Origin of the sequence: Enterobacter sp. 118C5, assembly GCF_034107645.1 — a bacterium.
Lineage (GTDB): Bacteria > Pseudomonadota > Gammaproteobacteria > Enterobacterales > Enterobacteriaceae > Enterobacter > Enterobacter nematophilus.
The window spans coordinates 25,750-41,500 of record NZ_JAWNEU010000013.1; the positions used below are offsets into that span (position 1 = coordinate 25,750).

Genomic DNA, 15,751 nt, shown 5'->3' on the forward strand with positions numbered 1-15,751 from the left:
CACCCAACCGCACCCAACCAAAACCCCCTTCACACAACCATCATCCCCCTGACGCCTGGCTGTCACTTATCTGTAAGCAAACAGTTATTTTTCTGTCATTCGAGCATGTCATGTTACCTCGCGAGCATAAAACGCGTGATATCGCGCATCCGGCACAATAAGAGAGATGACAATGACATCGTTACGACACACAGCTTTGGGTCTGGCACTGGGTCTGGCTTTTGCGACGAACGCAATGGCTGTGACCACCATTCCGTTCTGGCATTCCATGGAAGGGGAGTTGGGTAAAGAGGTTGACTCCCTGGCGCAGCGTTTCAACGACACCCACCCGGATTACAAAATTGTGCCGGTGTACAAAGGCAACTACGAGCAAAGCCTGAGCGCGGGCATCGCCGCCTTCCGTACCGGCAACGCGCCGGCGCTGTTACAGGTTTATGAAGTGGGCACCGCCACCATGATGGCCTCCAAAGCCATCAAGCCGGTCTATGAAGTGTTCAAAGAGGCGGGCATCAACTTCGACGAGTCGCAATTCGTGCCGACCGTCGCGGGTTACTACACCGATTCCAAAACTGGCCACCTGCTGTCCCAGCCGTTTAACAGCTCCACGCCGGTGCTGTACTACAACAAAGACGCCTTCAAAAAAGCCGGCTTAGATCCGGAGCAGCCGCCAAAAACCTGGCAGGACCTGGCCGAATACACCGCGAAGCTGAAAGCCGCGGGCATGAAGTGCGGCTACGCCAGCGGCTGGCAGGGCTGGATCCAGATTGAAAACTTCAGCGCCTGGCACGGCCTGCCGGTTGCCACCAAAAACAACGGCTTCGACGGCACCGACGCGGTACTGGAGTTCAACAAGCCGGAGCAGGTGAAGCACATTGCGCTGCTGGAAGCTCTGAACAAGAAGGGCGACTTCAGCTACTTCGGGCGTAAAGACGAATCCACCGAGAAGTTCTACAACGGCGACTGCGCCATTACCACCGCCTCTTCCGGCTCGCTGGCGGACATCCGTCACTACGCCAAATTCAACTACGGCGTGGGCATGATGCCATACGACGCCGACGTGAAGGGCGCGCCGCAGAACGCCATCATCGGCGGGGCGAGCCTGTGGGTGATGCAGGGTAAAGACAAGGGCACCTACAAAGGCGTCGCCGAGTTCCTCGACTTCCTGGCCAAGCCTGAAAATGCCGCCGAATGGCATCAGAAAACCGGCTACCTGCCGATCACCAAAGCCGCGTACGATCTGACCCGCGAGCAGGGCTTCTACAGCAAGAACCCAGGGGCAGATATCGCGACGCGTCAGATGCTGAACAAGCCACCGTTGCCGTTCACCAAAGGCCTGCGTCTGGGCAACATGCCGCAGATCCGCACCATCGTGGATGAAGAGCTGGAAAGCGTCTGGACCGGGAAGAAAACGCCTCAGCAGGCGCTGGACTCCGCGGTAGAGCGCGGGAATCAGCTGCTGCGCCGCTTTGAGCAGTCGACCAAATCGTAATTCAAACTAATCCCCTCACCCTAACCCTCTCCCCAAAGGGGAGAGGGGACGATTATACCCTCGCCCCTTTGGGGAGAGGGCCGGGGTGAGGGGGGTATACCTACAGAGCAAACCTATGTCCTCATCCCGTCCGGTGTTCCGTTCCCGCTGGCTGCCTTATCTTCTGGTCGCGCCGCAGCTGGTCATCACCGTTATCTTCTTTATCTGGCCTGCGGGCGAAGCGCTGTGGTACTCGGTACAAAGCGTCGATCCGTTCGGTCTCTCCAGCCAGTTTGTCGGGCTGGACAACTTCACCGCGCTGTTCCACGACAGCTACTACCTGGACTCCTTCTGGACGACGATGAAGTTCAGCGCGCTGGTGACCGTCAGCGGGCTGGTCGCGTCGCTGTTCTTCGCCGCGCTGGTAGATTACGTGGTGCGCGGCAGCCGTCTGTACCAGACCCTGATGCTGCTGCCTTATGCCGTGGCTCCCGCCGTCGCCGCCGTGCTGTGGATCTTCCTGTTTAACCCGGGGCGCGGGCTGATTACCCACTTCCTGGCAGAGTTCGGCGTTGAGTGGAACCACGCCCAGAACAGCGGTCAGGCGATGTTCCTGGTGGTGTTCGCCTCGGTGTGGAAGCAGATCAGCTACAACTTCCTCTTCTTCTTTGCCGCGCTGCAGTCCATTCCGCGCTCGCTGGTGGAGGCCGCGGCAATTGACGGCGCAGGGCCAGTGCGTCGCTTCTTCAGGCTGTCGCTGCCGCTGATTGCCCCGGTGAGCTTCTTCCTGCTGGTGGTAAACCTCGTGTACGCCTTCTTCGATACTTTCCCGGTGATCGATGCGGCCACCGCAGGCGGCCCGGTGCAGGCGACCACCACGCTGATTTACAAAATCTACCGCGAAGGCTTTGCGGGGCTGGATCTCTCCGCTTCTGCCGCCCAGTCCGTCGTGCTGATGTTCCTCGTCATCATCCTCACGGTGGTGCAGTTCCGCTATGTTGAAAGTAAGGTGCGCTACCAATGATTGAGAACCGTCGCGGGCTGACGATTTTCAGCCATACCATGCTGATTTTAGGGATTATCGTCATCCTGTTCCCGCTGTACGTGGCGTTTGTCGCCGCCACGCTGGACACCAAAGCGGTATTCGACACGCCGATGACGCTGATCCCGGGCGGGCATCTCTTCGAGAACATGAAAACCATCTGGACCCAGGGCGTGGGCGCCAACAGCGCGCCGTTCTGGCTGATGATGCTCAATAGCTTCATCATGGCGTTTGGCATTACGGTCGGCAAAATTACGGTGTCGATGCTCTCGGCCTTCGCCATCGTCTGGTTCCGCTTTCCGCTGCGTAACCTGTTCTTCTGGATGATTTTTATTACCCTGATGCTGCCGGTGGAAGTGCGTATCTTCCCGACGGTGGAGGTGATTGCCAACCTGAAGATGCTCGACAGCTACGCGGGCTTAACCCTGCCGCTGATGGCCTCGGCGACCGCCACCTTCCTGTTCCGCCAGTTCTTTATGACCCTGCCGGACGAGCTGATTGAAGCCGCGCGCATCGACGGCGCGTCGCCGATGCGCTTCTTCCGCGACATCGTGCTGCCGCTGTCGAAGACCAACCTCGCGGCGCTGTTTGTGATCACCTTTATCTACGGCTGGAACCAGTACCTGTGGCCGCTGCTGATTATTCAGGACGTCAATCTCGGCACCGCCGTGGCGGGCATCAAGGGCATGATCGCCACCGGCGAAGGCACCACCCTCTGGAACCAGGTGATGGCGGCGATGCTGCTCACCCTTATCCCCCCGGTTGTTATCGTTTTAGCCATGCAGCGTGCGTTTGTGCGTGGTTTAGTGGACAGTGAGAAATAAGATGGCAGGTTTAAAATTACAGGCAGTAACCAAAAGCTGGGACGGCAAAACCCAGGTGATTCAGCCGCTGACGCTCGACGTGGCGGACGGGGAATTCATCGTCATGGTCGGCCCCTCCGGCTGCGGAAAATCCACCCTGCTGCGCATGGTGGCGGGGCTGGAGCGCGTCACCTCCGGGGATATCTGGATTGACCGTCAGCGCGTCACCGAGATGGAGCCGAAAGACAGAGGCATCGCGATGGTGTTCCAGAACTACGCGCTCTATCCGCACATGAGCGTGGAGGAGAACATGGCCTGGGGGCTGAAAATTCGCGGGATGGGCAAAGGCCATATTGAGGCTCGCGTGAAAGAGGCGGCGCGCATTCTGGAGCTGGATGGCCTGCTCAAGCGCCGCCCGCGCGAGCTCTCCGGCGGCCAGCGCCAGCGCGTGGCAATGGGGCGCGCCATCGTGCGCGATCCGGCGGTATTCCTCTTCGACGAGCCGCTCTCTAACCTCGACGCCAAGCTGCGCGTCCAGATGCGTCTTGAGCTGCAGCAGCTGCACCGTCGTCTCAAAACCACCTCCCTGTACGTGACCCACGATCAGGTTGAAGCCATGACCCTCGCCCAGCGCGTAATGGTGATGAACAAAGGCGTTGCCGAGCAGATTGGCACCCCAGTGGAAGTGTACGAAAAACCGGCCACCCGCTTTGTGGCGAGCTTTATCGGCAGCCCGGCGATGAACCTGCTGGAGGGGCGCATCAGCAGCGCGGGTACGCACTTTGAGCTGGAAAGCGGGATGGCGCTGCCGATCAACTGGTACTATCGTGGCTACGCCGGGCGTAAGATGACGCTCGGTATCCGCCCCGAGCATATTGGTTTAACCTCTCAGGCGGACGGCGGCGTGCCGCTGGTGATGGACACGCTGGAGATGTTGGGTGCAGATAACCTGGCGCACGGGCGCTGGGGCGAGCAAAAAATGGTGGTGCGTCTGGCGCATCAGGAGCGCCCAAAAGCGGGTAGCACGCTGTGGCTGCACCTGCCGGAAAACCATCTGCACCTTTTTGACGGTGAAACAGGACAACGAGTATGAGCAACTGGCCTTATCCCCACGTCGTCGCCCACCGCGGCGGCGGTAAGCTGGCCCCGGAAAATACCATGGCGGCGATTGATGTCGGCGCGCGCTACGGCCACACGATGATCGAGTTCGATGCCAAGCTGTCGAAGGACGGCGAAATTTTCCTGCTGCATGACGACAACCTCGAACGCACCAGCAACGGCTGGGGCGTGGCGGGTGAACTGCCGTGGCGCGATCTGCTGAAGGTGGACGCCGGAAGCTGGTACAGCGGCGAATTCAAAGGCGAACCGCTGCCCCTGCTGGCGGAAGTGGCCGATCGCTGTCGCCAGCACGGCATGATGGCGAACATCGAAATCAAACCGACCACCGGCACCGGGCCGCTGACGGGCAAAGTGATTGCCCTTGCCGCGCGCGAGCTGTGGGAAGGGATGACCGCGCCGCTGCTGTCGTCCTTTGACATCGACGCGCTGGAGGCCGCACAGGCGGCCGTGCCTGAGCTACCGCGCGGGCTTCTCCTGGACGAGTGGCGCGAGGACTGGCGCGAGCTAACGACGCGCCTGGGCTGCGTCTCGATCCATCTGAACCACAAGCTGCTGGATGCGGCGCGGGTGAAGATGCTGAAAGACGCGGGTCTGCATATTCTGGTTTACACCGTTAACAAACCCCAGCGTGCAGCCGAACTGCTGCGCTGGGGCGTGGACAGCATCTGTACCGATGCAATCGACCTGATCGGCCCGGACTTTAATTCTGCGGATTAAGCATACTGCCATTCGACTGCGGCGGCAGCATGTGCTGCTGTCCGCTGCCTGTAGACGTCATGCCACCTAACATCCCGCCGTTTTTATTCGGCAGCGGCTGCTCGCGCACCTGCCCCTGCTGCACGCGCTGGGTGTTGGCGTTCATCTGGTTTTGCAGGCTTTGCTGCTGCATCTGGGTCTGCGTTCTCAGCTGCTGATTCAGCATCCCTTTTTGCTGCTGCTGCTGGCTCATCATCTCCGTCTGCATACGCTGCTGGCTCGGGATAACGTAACCCTGCTGGTTCGGGTTGTTCATGGTGTTGATTGGCTGTGCGAGCGCGGCAAACGGGATCAGCGCCGTAAGAATCATCAAGCGTTTCATTGTCATTTCCTCCTCTTGAGGCCTCTCTTAAGTTTACCCTGATTTCACCATGACGATGATTTTTTAGGAGTTGTGAACCAGGCTTAAGCGGGGAATATGGGTCCCTTCACCTGGAGAACAATAATGATGAAACCAACCTTCTTGCGCTGGGTCGCCATCGCCGCGCTGATTGCAGGCGGCACATTTAGCGTGGCGGCCAACCCGCCGGCGGCGCCTCCGGTCTCTTACGGCGTGGAGGAAGATGTTTTTCATCCCGTGCGGGCAACCCATGGCATGGTGGCATCGGTGGATGCGCTGGCAACCCGCGTGGGCGTCGATATTCTCAAGCAGGGCGGTAACGCGGTGGATGCGGCGGTCGCCGTCGGCTATGCGCTGGCGGTGACGCACCCGCAGGCGGGGAACCTGGGCGGCGGCGGCTTTATGATGCTGCGCACCAAAGACGGGAAAACCACCGCCATAGACTTCCGCGAAATGGCGCCTTCGCAGGCGTCCCGCGATATGTTCCTCGACGACCAGGGCAACCCGGACAGCAAAAAATCTCTCACCTCGCATCTTGCGTCCGGCACGCCGGGCACCGTTGCGGGCTTCTCGCTGGCGCTGGAAAAATACGGCACGATGCCGCTGAACAAGGTGGTGCAGCCTGCCATCAAGTTGGCGCGCGACGGATTTGTGGTCAATGACGCCCTGGCGGACGACCTCAAAACCTACGGCAGCGAAGTGATTCCAAACCATGAAAACAGCAAGGCCATCTTCTGGAAAGACGGCGAGCCGCTGAAGAAGGGCGATAGGCTGGTGCAGAAGAACCTCGCCAAAAGCCTGGAGCTGATTGCGGAGCATGGTCCGGATGCGTTCTACAAAGGAGCGATTGCCGAGCAGATTGCGCAGGAGATGCAAAAGAACGGCGGGCTCATCACCAAAGCGGATCTGGCGGAATACAGGGCGGTGGAGCGCGAGCCGATTAGCGGCACCTACCGCGGCTACGAGGTCTTCTCCATGCCGCCGCCGTCCTCCGGCGGGATCCACATCGTGCAGATCCTCAACATTCTTGAACACTTCGATATGCACAAGTTCGGCTTCGGCAGCGCGGATGCCATGCAGGTGATGGCGGAAGCGGAAAAACGCGCCTACGCCGACCGCTCGGAATACCTCGGCGATCCGGACTTCGTGAAGGTGCCGTGGCAGGCGCTGACCAACAAGGCGTATGCAAAATCCATTGCGGAACAGATCGACATCAACAAGGCTAAGCCGTCGAGCGAGATCCGCCCCGGCAAGCTGGCGCCGTATGAAAGCAACCAGACGACGCACTTCTCGGTGGTGGATAAAGAAGGCAATGCGGTGGCGGTAACCTACACGCTCAACACCACCTTCGGTACCGGGATTGTGGCGGGCAACAGCGGCATTCTGCTGAACAACGAGATGGACGACTTCTCCGCCAAGCCGGGCGTGCCGAACGTCTACGGGCTGGTCGGCGGCGATGCGAATGCGGTAGGGCCGAAGAAGCGTCCGCTGTCGTCCATGTCGCCCACCATCGTGGTAAAAGACGGGAAAACCTGGCTGGTGACCGGTAGCCCAGGTGGGAGCCGTATTATCACCACCGTGCTGCAGATGGTGGTCAACAGCATCGACTTTGGGATGAACGTCGCCGAAGCTACCAACGCCCCGCGTTTCCACCACCAGTGGCTGCCGGACGAGCTGCGCGTGGAGAAGGGCTTTAGCCCGGACACCCTCAAACTGCTGGAGCAGCGCGGACAGAAGGTGGCGGTGAAAGAGGCGATGGGCAGCACCCAGAGCATTATGGTCGGGCCGGACGGCGCGCTGTTTGGGGCGTCGGACCCGCGTTCGGTGGATGATTTAACGGCGGGATATTGAACATCCCCCTCACCCCGGCCCTCTCCCCAAAGGGGAGAGGGTGTAATCGTTCCCTCTCCCCTTTGGGGAGAGGGTTAGGGTGAGGAGTCTATGTCACTTCATTCTCGCCATATAATACGCATCCACATACTCGCCGTTGCGCAGGCCGTAGCGCTTGCCGGTGCCTTCAATCTCAAACCCATGCTTTTTGTACACCGCGATAGCCGGTTCGTTATCCACAAACACCGTTAACTCGATGCGGTCGACGCGCAGCCAGTTGTCGCACATATCAATCATGGTTCGCATCAGCGCGCTGGCAACGCCCCGATTTTGCCACTGCGCACCCACACAAATACCGAAATCGGCAACGTGGCTGCGGCGCGGGCGTTGTGCGACGGCAATGCACAGATGCCCGGCGACGGTATCGTCGATGCAGGCGACCAGCTGCTTGATGCCGGGCTGGTCGGTTAGCCGGTCATGCCACATCTGCTCTGAGGGATGAGGAACCTGTAGCGTGTTGTGGTACACCTCCGGCTGGGCGTGGATCTGACGAATGGCGTCGTAATCTCTCGGTTCAGCGTGGCGTATCACTATCTCACTCATTCCTTGTTCCTCAGTCGGTTAAAAGTCCCCTCCAACATCAATGACTTTAAAATTTGAGTCAACCGCTATTTTTTGCAAAAAGTATTGGACAAGTGCGAATGAGAATGATTATTATTGCTTTGCATTCAGGAAGACCCCTACGGGAACCTGAAAGCACGACATTGCTCACATTGCTTCCAGTATTACTTTAGCCAGCTTCTCGCTGGCTTTTTTTTTGTTATGGTTAGACTCAGTAACCTCCAAAAGGACTGAGCCATGACACTACATTGCGCATTTATTGGATTTGGCAAAAGCACCACGCGTTACCACCTTCCATATGTCCTCCACCGTAAAGACACCTGGCACGTCGCCCACATCTACCGCCGCAGCGCGAAGCCGGAAGAGCAGTCTCCGCAGTATTCCCACATTCACTTCACCAGCGATCTTGATGAAGTATTGAATGACCCGCAGGTAAAGCTGGTGGTCGTCTGCACACATGCCGACAGCCACTTCGACTACGCGAAGCGCGCGCTGGAAGCGGGTAAAAACGTGCTGGTAGAAAAGCCGTTCACCCCGACCATTGCCGAAGCGAAGGAATTGTTCGCGCTGGCGAAAAGCAAAGGGTTGACCGTCACCCCGTATCAGAACCGTCGCTTCGACAGCTGCTTCCTGACGGCGAAAAAAGCGATTGAGAGCGGCAGGCTGGGCGACATCGTGGAAATTGAAAGCCACTTCGATTACTACCGCCCGGTGGCGGAAACCCACCCCGGCCTGCCGCAGGACGGCTCGTTCTACGGCCTGGGCGTACACACCATGGACCAGATCATCTCCCTGTTTGGCCGCCCGAACCACGTGGCGTATGACATCCGCAGCCTGCGCAATAAAGCTAACCCGGACGATACCTTCGAGGCGCAGCTGTTTTACGGCGACCTTAAGGCCATCGTCAAAACCAGCCATCTGGTAAAAACCGACTACCCGAAATTTATCGTTCACGGCACCAAAGGCTCGTTCATTAAGTACGGCATTGACCAGCAGGAGACCAGCCTGAAGGCCAACATCATGCCGGGCGAACCGGGCTTTGCGGCGGACGATTCCGTGGGCGTGCTGGAGTATGTGAACAATGAGGGCGTAACGGTCAAAGAAGAGCTGAAACCGGAAACCGGCGACTATGGCCGCGTCTACGATGCGCTGTATGAAACCCTCACCAGCGGCGCGCCGAATTACGTCAAGGAATCTGACGTTCTGACCAACCTTGAAATCCTTGAGCGGGCCTTCGAGCAGGCTTCTCCTGCCACGGTAACCCTCGCAAAATAAGCAAAAACGGCTCCTCTGCGCTTGTTCATATTTTTTGAACAGAGGAGTCAATTTTCACCCTCTATGATCCCCGACCGTTTGAGTCCACACTTACTCCATCGAAACGAACTGAGGGTGAAAACAATGATCTACTTACGCAAAGCAAACGAACGTGGTCACGCAAATCATGGCTGGCTGGACTCATGGCATTCATTCTCGTTTGCCGACTACTACGACCCGAACTTCATGGGCTTCTCCGCACTGCGCGTGATTAACGACGACGTGATTGATGCAGGCCAGGGCTTCGGTACTCACCCGCACAAAGACATGGAAATCCTGACCTATGTGCTGGAAGGGGCGGTTGAGCACCAGGACAGCATGGGCAACAAAGAGCAGGTTCCGGCGGGCGAGTTCCAGATTATGAGCGCGGGTACCGGGGTGCGTCACTCCGAGTACAACCCGAGCAAAACGGAAAAACTGCACCTGTATCAAATCTGGATCATTCCAGAAGAGACCGGCATCACGCCACGCTACGAGCAGCGCCGCTTCGACGCGAAACAGGGCAAACAGCTGGTGCTGTCCCCGGACGCGCGTGAAGGTTCTCTGAAAGTGCATCAGGATATGGAGCTGTACCGCTGGGCGCTGGCGAAAGACGAACAGTCCGTGCACCAGATTGCCGCCAATCGCCGCGTCTGGATCCAGGTGGTTAAAGGTGAAGTGTCTATCAACGGCACCAAAGCCACCACCGCCGATGGTCTGGCCGTCTGGGATGAGCAGGCGCTCTCCGTGCATGCCGACAGCGAAAGCGAAATCCTGCTGTTTGACCTGCCTCCGGTCTAAATAATTTCTCAACCTTCCCTTTAAACGGGGAAGGTTGAGCTTTGTCCGTGATAAACTGAGCAAATCTCTCACTTCAAGATTTCTCAGGACGATGAAAAAGAAACGCCCCGTACTTCAGGATGTCGCCGATCGCGTCGGTGTGACCAAAATGACGGTCAGCCGTTTTTTACGTAACCCGGAACAGGTTTCCGTGGCGTTGCGTGGCAAGATTGCTGCCGCCCTTGATGAACTGGGTTATATTCCCAACCGCGCACCCGATATTCTCTCCAATGCGACCAGCCGTGCGGTGGGCGTCCTGCTTCCTTCCCTGACCAACCAGGTTTTCGCTGAAGTTCTGCGCGGCATTGAAAGCGTAACCGATGCTTTTGGCTACCAGACCATGCTCGCGCACTATGGGTACAAGCCGGAACTGGAAGAGGAACGTCTTGAATCAATGCTTTCCTGGAACATTGACGGCCTGATTTTAACCGAACGTACCCACACTGCCCGCACGCTCAAAATGATTGAAGTCGCCGGTATTCCGGTGGTGGAGCTCATGGACAGCCAGTCGCCATGCCTCGACATCGCCGTTGGGTTCGATAACTTTGAAGCGGCGCGTCAGATGACGGCGGCCATCATTGCCCGCGGTCATCGTCATATTGCCTATCTGGGTGCGCGTCTTGATGAACGTACTATCATCAAACAGAAGGGATACGAGCAGGCGATGCTCGACGCGAACTTAACCCCGTACAGCGTGATGGTGGAGCAGTCCTCATCTTACACTTCGGGTATTGAGCTGATGCGCCAGGCACGACGCGAGTATCCGCAACTGGACGGTATTTTCTGTACCAACGATGACCTTGCGGTCGGTGCAGCGTTCGAATGCCAGCGTCTGGGGCTGAAGATCCCTGAGGATATGGCGATTGCCGGCTTCCACGGCCACGATATTGGTCAGGTGATGGAGCCGCGTCTGGCGAGCGTCCTGACGCCGCGTGAACGCATGGGCCGCATTGGCGCAGAACGCCTGCTGGCGCGCATTCGTGGAGAGACGGTTACCCCTAAAATGTTAGATTTAGGTTTCACCTTGTCACCGGGTGGATCTATTTGAACTGACAAATTTGAAGTAGCTCACACTTATTCACTTCGCGCACGTTTGGATATTGCTTCTCTTTTGCCCCAGCAGGACAATGTTACCGATAACTGTTACCCGTAACAATTGACTGAGGGACACCCTTTGAGCACGACTAATCACGATCACCACGTTTACGTCCTGATGGGCGTGTCCGGTAGCGGTAAATCTGCCGTGGCGAGCGAAGTGGCGCATCAACTTCAGGCTGCGTTTCTTGATGGTGACTTCCTCCATCCGCGCAGCAACATTATGAAAATGGCCTCCGGCGAGCCGCTGAACGATGACGACCGCAAACCGTGGTTGCAGGCGCTGAATGACGCCGCGTTCGCGATGCAGCGCACCAATAAAGTTTCCCTGATCGTCTGCTCCGCGCTGAAAAAAACCTACCGCGACCTGCTGCGCGACGGCAATCCGAACCTCTCCTTCATCTATCTGAAGGGCGATTTCGAGGTCATTGAAAGCCGTCTGAAGGCGCGTAAAGGCCACTTCTTTAAAACCCAGATGCTGGTGACGCAGTTCGAAGCGCTTCAGGAGCCGGGTGAAGATGAAAAAGACGTCTTAGTGGTTGATATCGATCAGTCACTGGAGGGTGTTGTAGCCAGCACCATCGAGGTCATTAACAAAAGGCAGTAAGTTTTGAGTACATTAACGCTAGTTTTGACAGCAGTGGGTTCAGTATTGCTGCTGCTGTTTTTAGTGATGAAGGCGCGTATGCACGCTTTCGTTGCTTTGATGGTGGTTTCTATTGGTGCAGGTCTCTTTTCCGGTATGCCGCTCGACAAGATCGCCGCGACGATGGAAAAAGGGATGGGAGGCACGCTGGGCTTCCTGGCGATTGTGGTCGCGCTGGGCGCGATGTTTGGCAAGATCCTGCATGAGACGGGCGCGGTCGACCAGATTGCCGTCAAGATGCTCAAATCCTTCGGTCACAGCCGCGCGCACTACGCGATTGGCCTGGCCGGTCTGATTTGCGCGCTGCCGCTGTTCTTCGAAGTGGCGGTGGTGCTGCTCATCAGCGTCGCCTTCTCCATGGCGCGCCATACCGGCACTAACCTCGTAAAGCTGGTTATTCCGCTGTTTGCGGGCGTGGCGGCGGCGGCGGCTTTTCTGCTGCCCGGGCCAGCGCCGATGCTGCTGGCCTCCCAGATGCACGCCGACTTTGGCTGGATGATCCTGATTGGCCTGTGCGCCGCTATCCCCGGGATGATTATCGCCGGTCCGCTGTGGGGCAATTTCATCAGCCGTTACGTTGAGCTGCACATTCCGGACGACATCACCGAGCCGCATCTGGGCGAAGGTAAAATGCCGTCCTTCGGCTTTAGCCTTTCTTTGATCCTGCTCCCGCTGGTGCTGGTGGGCCTGAAAACCATCGCCGCGCGCTTTGTGCCGGTCGGCTCTACCGCGTACGAATGGTTTGAGTTCATTGGTCACCCGTTCACGGCGATTCTGGTGGCGTGTCTGGTAGCGATTTACGGCCTGGCGATGCGCCAGGGAATGCCGAAAGACCGCGTGATGGAGATCTGCGGTGCGGCGCTGCAGCCTGCGGGGATTATCCTGCTGGTGATCGGTGCCGGCGGCGTGTTCAAGCAGGTGCTGGTGGATTCCGGCGTGGGCCCGGCTCTGGGTGAAGCGCTGACCGGGATGGGCCTGCCGATTGCGGTAACCTGCTTCGTGCTGGCTGCGGCGGTGCGTATCATTCAGGGTTCCGCAACCGTGGCGTGCTTAACCGCCGTAGGTCTGGTGATGCCGGTAATTGAACAGCTCAACTACTCCGGTGCGCAGATGGCCGCGCTGTCTATCTGCATCGCGGGCGGTTCGATTGTCGTCTCGCACGTTAACGACGCTGGCTTCTGGCTGTTCGGTAAGTTTACCGGCGCGACCGAAGCGCAAACCCTGAAAACATGGACGCTGATGGAAACCATCCTCGGCACCACCGGGGCCATTGTCGGGATGATTGCCTTTACGCTGCTGAGCTAAATGCGGTGATTTAACAAGGCTCAAAAATAAGGCCCGGTAGCGTTAGCGCTTACCGGGCCTTTTTATTATGCAGAACGTCAGGCCGGGCAAGGTGAACCACTACCCGGCTTTTTACATCACTCGCCCTGCGTCGCGCTCTCAATCGTCAGGCGCACATCCGACGTAATCAGTTCAGCCAGCATCTGGTAAACCTTGAGCGTCTCTTCCGGCTCAGCATCGCCCGTATCGCTGATGAAGCCTTCGTCACGCAGCGTCAGCACCAGCGAGCTGAAGACCGCCTTGTCGAAGAATTCAGGGGCGTTAATGCCGTGCAGAACGGACAGACGCTGCGCCAGCGTCCGGCTCTCTTTCTCCAGCGTGCCGCGGTTGATCGACGGGTTCGCGCTCAGCAGCCAGAACGTAATGGCGTAGCGCTGCAGCGTTTCGCGCGCGCCGGCCGCGAGCAGTTGCAGGGTGCGGGAGCGTGACGGATTGATGTGCAGCTCGTCGTTCGCAACGGTGATTAGCCCCTGACGGCGCAGCTCTTCCGTCAGTTTATCCAGCTCAACGGCCAGCTCTTCCTTGCTCCAGCGCAGGAACAGCTCCGCTTTCAGCATCGGGTAGAGCGTCTCAACGTGGCGCAACAGCTCCTGACGTGAAATGCGGCGATGCTGGGTGATAATGGCCGCCATGAGCGACGGCAGCATTAGCATATGAGCGATGTTGTTGCGGTAGTACGTCATCAGCACCGCCTGCTCGCGCGGCAGAATGATGATGTCGCCGATCGTGTCTTTCTCGACTTCGAACTTGTTCATCTGCAGCGCGTGATCGATAAGCTCGCTGGCGGTAGCAGAAGGGGCTGTCGAATCAACCGAGTACGGCACGTTGCGCATCATGTCCAGGTAGCAGTCCAGCTGCTCCGTGAGCTGTTCACGGGTCAGGGAACGCTGACGGGAAGCCAGCAGCGCCGTACAGCACAGGTTCATGGCATTGGCCGCACCGGCGTTGTTAATGCGCACCATCAGCTCGGACGCGATGCCGTTCACCGTTGGCGTCAGCCAGGCCGGACGAACCGCTTCGATAGGGTCGATGGATTCGCGCCAATCCGGAACATGATGGTTCAGATACGTCATCAGCGACATCGGCTCGCCAAAGTTTACGTAGCCCTGACCCAGGTTGCGTAACTTGCTCAGGCCGCGCAGCATCTGCGGCAGGCTCTCTTTCTCTTTGGTCGCACCACGCAGCTCTTTGGCGTACGTGCCCACTTCCATCACGTGCTCATAGCCAATGTAAATTGGCACCAGCGTGATTGGACGGGTTCCTCCGCGCAGCATCGCCTGAATGGTCATCGACAGCGTGCCGGTCTTCGGATCGAGCAGACGACCGGTACGGGAACGACCGCCCTCCACGAAGTACTCCACTGAATAGCCGCGGCTGAACAGTTCGCCGAGATACTCGCGGAAGACGGTGGAGTAGAGCTTGTTGCCCTTAAAGGTACGACGAATAAAGAACGCACCCAGACGGCGGAAGATCGGGCCTGCTGGCCAGAAGTTCAGGTTAATACCGGCGGCAATGTGCGGCGGTACCAGCCCCTGATGATAGAGCACGTAGGAGAGAAGCAGGTAGTCCATGTGGCTGCGGTGGCAGGGGACATAGACAATCTCATGGCCGTCGTGCGCCAGCTGCCGCACACGTTCGGCGTTATGCACGTTGATGCCCTGATAAAGGCGGTTCCAGGTAAATCCGAGAATACGATCGGACAGGCGAATCATCTCATAAGAGAAGTTCGCTGCGATCTCTTCCATCAGCGCAATGGCGTTCTGCTGGGCTTTCTCATGGGAAATTTTCTTGCTGCGCGCTTCGTCTTCAACGGCGCGAGCAATCGCTTTAGAGGCCAGCAGCTTGTTGAACAGGTCCTGACGCGCAGGGAGACGCGGTCCTACGGCCGCCAGGCGCTGACGGGCGAAGTGCATACGCGCCACGCGCGCCAGTTTTTGCGCGATGATCTTGTCAGTGCCGTGCTCGTCCGCCATTCGGCGAAGGGAGACGGAAGGAGAGAAGCGCACAAAGCTGTCGCGTCCCAGCCAGGAGACCGCGAAGAACTTCTGGATGCCGTTAAGCATGCGCAGCGGCGGGTTCTCTTCGCCTTTTTCGCGGCCCGGACGGCGACCAAACATCACCGATACCGGCACCATCTGCACATCCAGGTCAGGATTGCTGCGGTGCAGGTCGAGATAGTCGTGGAACAGTTTGATGGACTCTTCTTTCGGCGTGTAATAGGTAAACACGCGCGGCCCGCCGTGGATGAACACGTAGCGCGGCAGCAAAGTGCCGTCAACTTCCAGCGGTTCAAGCGGGTCGGGTAAATCATGCGCCAGACACTGGGCGCGAAGCGTTAGCAGGTCTGCCTTCGAGTTATAAGGCAAAACGTACATAATAGGGCGCGACGTATCGAGCCCCAGTTCCAGCGCGGGTTCTGCTGGGATAGACTTGCTTTTTACCAGTATGCTTAATGGTAAATTAAGTAATTTGTAGTAAATTCGTGGCCAGCCGGACATAAACGATGTAAAGCCTCTGGTTAATAATGCAATTGCGGCGCAAGGATAACAGAAAG

Annotated in this window: 14 protein-coding genes; 11 read left to right on the top strand and 3 right to left on the bottom strand. The window is 58.0% G+C overall.

Annotated features, from left to right (window positions below):
- The first annotated feature begins 172 nt into the window (after positions 1-172).
- From ugpB to ugpQ, 5 genes are all read left to right on the top strand, one after another.
- A complete protein-coding gene (ugpB, locus tag UTO39_RS18115) occupies positions 173-1,489 on the top strand; it encodes a sn-glycerol-3-phosphate ABC transporter substrate-binding protein UgpB (protein ID WP_023326491.1) in 1,317 nt (438 codons plus the stop codon).
- A 115-nt stretch (positions 1,490-1,604) separates the two neighbouring features.
- Positions 1,605-2,492, top strand: coding sequence for a sn-glycerol-3-phosphate ABC transporter permease UgpA (ugpA, locus tag UTO39_RS18120; RefSeq protein ID WP_151412698.1), 888 nt, complete (start codon positions 1,605-1,607; stop codon positions 2,490-2,492).
- Positions 2,489-3,334, top strand: coding sequence for a sn-glycerol-3-phosphate ABC transporter permease UgpE (ugpE, locus tag UTO39_RS18125; RefSeq protein ID WP_028015153.1), 846 nt, complete (start codon positions 2,489-2,491; stop codon positions 3,332-3,334). The genes ugpA and ugpE overlap by 4 nt, the downstream gene beginning before the upstream one ends.
- Before the next feature lies 1 nt (position 3,335).
- Positions 3,336-4,406: a sn-glycerol-3-phosphate import ATP-binding protein UgpC gene (locus UTO39_RS18130; RefSeq protein WP_320727746.1), complete on the top strand. Its 1,071-nt coding sequence runs from the start codon at positions 3,336-3,338 to the stop codon at positions 4,404-4,406.
- Entirely contained in the window at positions 4,403-5,149 is a 747-nt protein-coding gene (gene ugpQ, locus UTO39_RS18135; protein ID WP_320727747.1) for a glycerophosphodiester phosphodiesterase, read from the top strand. Before UTO39_RS18130 ends, ugpQ begins: the two co-directional genes overlap by 4 nt.
- Here ugpQ and UTO39_RS18140 read toward each other — a convergent pair.
- Positions 5,133-5,510, bottom strand: a complete 378-nt coding sequence (locus UTO39_RS18140) for a DUF2756 family protein (RefSeq protein ID WP_320727748.1) — start codon at positions 5,508-5,510, stop codon at positions 5,133-5,135. The two genes, ugpQ and UTO39_RS18140, sit on opposite strands and share 17 nt — an antisense overlap.
- Before the next feature lie 123 nt (positions 5,511-5,633).
- Here UTO39_RS18140 and ggt point away from each other — a divergent pair, with 123 nt between their 5' ends.
- Positions 5,634-7,379 carry a gamma-glutamyltransferase gene (ggt, locus tag UTO39_RS18145; protein WP_320727749.1) on the top strand — a complete coding sequence of 582 codons (1,746 nt, stop codon included), beginning with the start codon at positions 5,634-5,636 and terminating at the stop codon, positions 7,377-7,379.
- Between the two features lie 93 nt (positions 7,380-7,472).
- On the opposite strand, the gene yhhY is transcribed toward ggt, so the two are convergent.
- A complete protein-coding gene (yhhY, locus tag UTO39_RS18150; RefSeq protein ID WP_253540360.1) occupies positions 7,473-7,961 on the bottom strand; it encodes an N-acetyltransferase in 489 nt (162 codons plus the stop codon).
- A gap of 255 nt (positions 7,962-8,216) precedes the next feature.
- On the opposite strand from yhhY, the gene UTO39_RS18155 reads away from it, so the two are divergent.
- The 5 genes from UTO39_RS18155 to gntU all read left to right on the top strand — a co-directional run bounded on the left by UTO39_RS18155 (position 8,217) and on the right by gntU (position 13,158).
- The gene (locus UTO39_RS18155) at positions 8,217-9,254 is read left to right on the top strand and encodes an oxidoreductase (protein WP_320727750.1); all 1,038 of its coding nucleotides are present in this window, start codon (positions 8,217-8,219) and stop codon (positions 9,252-9,254) included.
- 123 nt (positions 9,255-9,377) lie between these two features.
- Positions 9,378-10,073, top strand: a complete 696-nt coding sequence (locus UTO39_RS18160) for a pirin family protein (protein WP_003861565.1) — start codon at positions 9,378-9,380, stop codon at positions 10,071-10,073.
- A 91-nt stretch (positions 10,074-10,164) separates the two neighbouring features.
- On the top strand, positions 10,165-11,160 hold the full coding sequence (gene gntR, locus UTO39_RS18165) for a gluconate operon transcriptional repressor GntR (protein ID WP_014882133.1): 996 nt from the start codon (positions 10,165-10,167) through the stop codon (positions 11,158-11,160).
- A gap of 126 nt (positions 11,161-11,286) precedes the next feature.
- Positions 11,287-11,814: a gluconokinase gene (gntK, locus tag UTO39_RS18170; protein ID WP_008503362.1), complete on the top strand. Its 528-nt coding sequence runs from the start codon at positions 11,287-11,289 to the stop codon at positions 11,812-11,814.
- A 3-nt stretch (positions 11,815-11,817) separates the two neighbouring features.
- Positions 11,818-13,158, top strand: coding sequence for a gluconate transporter (gene gntU / locus UTO39_RS18175; protein ID WP_014833577.1), 1,341 nt, complete (start codon positions 11,818-11,820; stop codon positions 13,156-13,158).
- 116 nt (positions 13,159-13,274) lie between these two features.
- Here the strand turns inward: gntU and plsB are convergent, their stop codons facing one another.
- Positions 13,275-15,695 carry a glycerol-3-phosphate 1-O-acyltransferase PlsB gene (gene plsB, locus UTO39_RS18180; RefSeq protein ID WP_320727751.1) on the bottom strand — a complete coding sequence of 807 codons (2,421 nt, stop codon included), beginning with the start codon at positions 15,693-15,695 and terminating at the stop codon, positions 13,275-13,277.
- Between the last annotated feature and the right edge of the window lie 56 nt (positions 15,696-15,751).

Bases quoted from the DNA above. Each gene is read 5' to 3' on its own strand.
- ugpB (WP_023326491.1), top strand. From the start codon at position 173: ATGACATCGTTACGACACACAGCTTTGGGTCTGGCACTGGGTCTGGCT.
- ugpA (WP_151412698.1), top strand. From the start codon at position 1,605: ATGTCCTCATCCCGTCCGGTGTTCCGTTCCCGCTGGCTGCCTTATCTT.
- ugpE (WP_028015153.1), top strand. From the start codon at position 2,489: ATGATTGAGAACCGTCGCGGGCTGACGATTTTCAGCCATACCATGCTG.
- UTO39_RS18130 (WP_320727746.1), top strand. From the start codon at position 3,336: ATGGCAGGTTTAAAATTACAGGCAGTAACCAAAAGCTGGGACGGCAAA.
- ugpQ (WP_320727747.1), top strand. From the start codon at position 4,403: ATGAGCAACTGGCCTTATCCCCACGTCGTCGCCCACCGCGGCGGCGGT.
- UTO39_RS18140 (WP_320727748.1), bottom strand. From the start codon at position 5,510: ATGAAACGCTTGATGATTCTTACGGCGCTGATCCCGTTTGCCGCGCTC.
- ggt (WP_320727749.1), top strand. From the start codon at position 5,634: ATGATGAAACCAACCTTCTTGCGCTGGGTCGCCATCGCCGCGCTGATT.
- yhhY (WP_253540360.1), bottom strand. From the start codon at position 7,961: ATGAGTGAGATAGTGATACGCCACGCTGAACCGAGAGATTACGACGCC.
- UTO39_RS18155 (WP_320727750.1), top strand. From the start codon at position 8,217: ATGACACTACATTGCGCATTTATTGGATTTGGCAAAAGCACCACGCGT.
- UTO39_RS18160 (WP_003861565.1), top strand. From the start codon at position 9,378: ATGATCTACTTACGCAAAGCAAACGAACGTGGTCACGCAAATCATGGC.
- gntR (WP_014882133.1), top strand. From the start codon at position 10,165: ATGAAAAAGAAACGCCCCGTACTTCAGGATGTCGCCGATCGCGTCGGT.
- plsB (WP_320727751.1), bottom strand. From the start codon at position 15,695: ATGTCCGGCTGGCCACGAATTTACTACAAATTACTTAATTTACCATTA.